Source organism: Pseudomonas sp., from assembly GCF_026224925.1.
Taxonomy (GTDB): domain Bacteria; phylum Pseudomonadota; class Gammaproteobacteria; order Pseudomonadales; family Pseudomonadaceae; genus Aquipseudomonas.
Genome location: NZ_JAMFRV010000304.1, coordinates 1 through 3847 on the forward strand (window position 1 = coordinate 1; position 3847 = coordinate 3847).

Annotated in this window: 1 protein-coding gene; it reads right to left on the reverse strand. The window is 51.5% G+C overall.

What is annotated here, in order from left to right; genetic code table 11:
• On the reverse strand, nt 1–3047 hold a 3047-nt coding region (locus M0974_RS12980), incomplete at its 3' end, for a PAS domain-containing protein (protein ID WP_297836959.1).
• Between the last annotated feature and the right edge of the window lie 800 nt (nt 3048–3847).

Sequence of the window (3847 nt, forward strand, 5' to 3'; positions counted from 1 at the left end):
GGTATTCCATCTTCTAACGCTTTCCCGCTCGCCACAATGATTCGCATTTGGGGAGAAATCCGCCGAGCTTCGCTAGCTACTTGCGCTCCGGACAGCCCAGGCAATCCCATATCAGTAATTAGGATATCGAATCGATTGGTCTCAAGAACTTTCAACGCCGAGCTTCCGTCAGTCGTGGCGACAACATTGAAACCCAGTGCTTGGAGCATTTCGACGGTGATGTTACGCACTTCATCTTCATCCTCGACGAGCAGTATTCGACAGGCTTGTTCGCCCGTAGCCACAGAGCTACTCGGGATAGGTGCGCTGTTTACCTCGACTGTCGATTTTGCCGGACCACGAGCTGATACTTTTCGACCAGTTGATAACACGTGCCTAATTTTCCGTGCCAAAGTATCCCGAGTATAGGGCTTACCCAGCAATTCTACGCCCGCATCGAGGCGGCCGCCGTGCACTATCGCATTCTCCGTGTAGCCTGAAGTGAAGAGCACAGCAAGGTTCGGAATTAGCTCCTTGGCTTTACGGGCGAGTTCAGGGCTGCGCAGCGGCCCCGGCATGACTACATCGGTGAACAACAAGTCCACTGGAATCCCGCTTTCCAGAATCGCCAATGCACTGTGAGCGTCGTTCGCCTTGAGTACTCGGTAACCTAGCTCATTTAGCATTTCTACTGCAATTGCACGTACTCCATCGTCATCCTCAGCTATCAAAATAGTTTCGCTACCTCCAACCAATTCTGTCAGCACGACCGGTTCTTGCACTGCTTCCTCAGCTGTTGAGCGAGGCAAATATATTTTCACTGTGGTTCCTTGCCCAACCTCGCTATAAATTTTGACGTGCCCACCCGATTGCTTAACGAATCCATAAATCATGGAAAGTCCAAGGCCAGTTCCTTTCCCCTCAGGTTTTGTCGAGAAGAATGGGTCAAACGCATGAGCCATAACTTCAGGGGGCATTCCCGAGCCGGTATCGGTTACAGATAAGGTGACATATTGGCCCGGTGTTACATCGACATGGTGCCGACAGTAGAGCTCATCCAAATGTCCATTCCCGACTTCGATTGTTAGCTTGCCTGGCCCGTCCATTGCATCGCGCGCATTGATTGCCAAATTTAGAAGGGCTGTTTCTACCTGGGTGATATCGACAAATGTATTCCACAAGCCGCCGGAAATAATAGTTTCGATATCGATGGGCTCGCCGAGGGCATGCCTTAACATGTGTTCCATGCCAGCCACTACGCTCCCAATCTTGACAACTTTTGGCTCGAGCGCCTGGCGTCGCCCAAAGGCAAGCAGAGAGCTCGCCAGCTTAGCTCCGCGAGTAACGCCTCCGATGGCACTTTCTATCCACTGTGATGCACGGTCGTGCGACAGCGGAACCCTAGACAACAATTGCAGATTTCCAGAAATGACTTGCAGCAAATTGTTGAAGTCATGAGCTACGCCTCCGGTCAACTTCCCGATGGCGTCCATTTTCTGAGCCTGTTGAAGAGCTTTCTCCGTTTGCTTCATCGCCTCTGCCGTAGCGCGCTCAGCAGTTACATCACGTGCTATCCCGTAAATATGGCCGCCTTCAGGAACGGCGCTCCACGACAGCGTGCAAAAACTCCCGTCCTTTTTAAGGTATCGGTTCTCGAACCTGAAAGTAGTCGCACCGGCACTTAGTTGAGTGACTTGGCTGAGCGTCCTCTCACGGTCTTCCGGGTGGACCAAATTCATGAACGACGTACCAATTACTTCATCCGAAGACCAGCCGAGCGCCAAGGTAAAAGCTGGATTGATTGAAAGCAAGTTGGAGGTGAAATCGCTAACAAGCATTATTTCGTTCGATAGCCTCCACATGCGGTCCCGCTCGGCCGTACGCATCTCTATTTGTTGCTCAAGTGTCGCATTCAAATGAGCTAGCTGCTTTGTGTTGAGCTTCTGGTCTTCGATATCGGTATTTGTACCAATCCAGCTAGAAAGAGCACCCTGGTCGTTAAAGATGGGCAAAGCGCGAATGAGATACCAGCGATACTCGCCATCATGGCGCCGAATTCGGAATTCCTTTTCATAGGTAGTTCCCGTCGCAACAGCCTTGGCCCAAGTAACGGCAGCATCTGCGACGTCGTCGATATGCACGATAGACGCCCAAGCTTCCCCATCTAGCGTTCCGGGCGCTGCGCCACTGTATGAATACACTTGGTCATTGAACCACGTTAATTGACCGGCAGCATCCGCCGACCAAACTTGATTTGGCATTGCTTGAGCCCAAACCTTGAAGCGTGACTCGCCATCTCTCGTTGATTGTTCAGCCAGAACGCGGTCGGTTACATCGGAACCTTGGACGAATATGCCAAAAATAACACCATCATCGTTTCTAAGAGGTTGATAGACAAAGTCGACAAATCGATGCTGCGCTGATGATATATCGGTATCAAGAACACTGAATGGCACGGCAGTACCAGTGTAAACTTCGCCGGTTTCATAGAGTGAGTCAAGGAGACTAACAAATCCTTGTTCTGCTGCCTCAGGCAGGGCTTCAGCGACAGTCCTGCCGATAACGGCTCGGTGACCAACAAGCTCCATGTATGCTTGGTTTGCTAAAGTGATGACATGAGACGGTCCGGCAAGGAGTGCCATAAAACCAGGTGCTTGGTCAAACATTTGGCCAAGTCGGCCTTGCTCCCCGTGAAGCTTTCGCTCGGCCGTGACTTTGTCCGTGGTGTCGATAACTATCGCAATTACGCCAACCGTCTCATCGGCCTCATCCAGAATTGGTGAGTAGTCAAGGTTCAGCCAATGGCGTTGCGGTGCGCCGTTGCGCGTCCACGTAAGTTCTTGGTCTCTGAAGGTCAAGGGAGTACCCCCCATGACTGTCTCGATGACATTGCGATTAAATTGCGCAAGCTCCGGGAATGCCGCCTCGGCGGTCATACCCAAAATCTCGGGATGACGCAGGCCCGCGAAGGTCGCATAGGCGTCGTTATAAATTAGAAGACCTTCGGCCCCCCACATCGTCACCATAGCGATGGGAGAGCGCACAATCATAGCTACCAGGTTGCGCACGGTGGCAGACCAGCCCTCCACTGGCCCAAGAGATGTTGCAGCCCAATCCCTCGAAAAAATAATTTCACCTATGGCACCAACACCAGATAGGAATTTGGGAGGGACTGGCGCGGAGGTTACGTTGGGGACCATATGTGCTCTAGACATAAAAAAAGAAAATCCGGACTTGTAACTGACATAATTATACCGACACCGGTGTGCGGCATCCGCTCGATAGAGCCTTGGCAAAAAGCACTTTACAAGCGCTACAAACGAACTCGCTACGAGGCAATGGAGCGACGTTCTCTTTGTCAACGGCGGATTCGATAGTGATTCGCGATATGGCAAATGGCGTGTATCTGCTAGATTGCATCAGCACATAAGTTTTTATGAGCGCTAATAGTGCCTGAGAAAAGCATCCCAGTCGCAGTGCCTCCCTAGACTTCATGAGAATTGCTTTCCGCCTGCTTCTCGGCTGGCGGAATAATACTTCATCGATTGGATAGGAATGTATAACCGCAATAATCAACAGATGGCCACGGCTGTCGAGCAAGGAATAGTTGTCGACTCGCTAAAGGGAGCCGCAAATGCCTGGGCACATATGGCAGCTGCTCATGTGCCAAGGCGGGTCATATTACGTGTCCTCACGGACACCTCACGGAGAAGGCCAGGCGACATCGCTGGCTCGCCAAACTGTGCGGAAGAACCTGCTTCGGATAGCCATCCATCCAAGTACTAGCGACTATTTTGCGCGTGCCTAATAGACGAAAATCAGGTTCTAATGGAATGGACGCCCTCTTTCAAACGGCATCGAGGTGCCA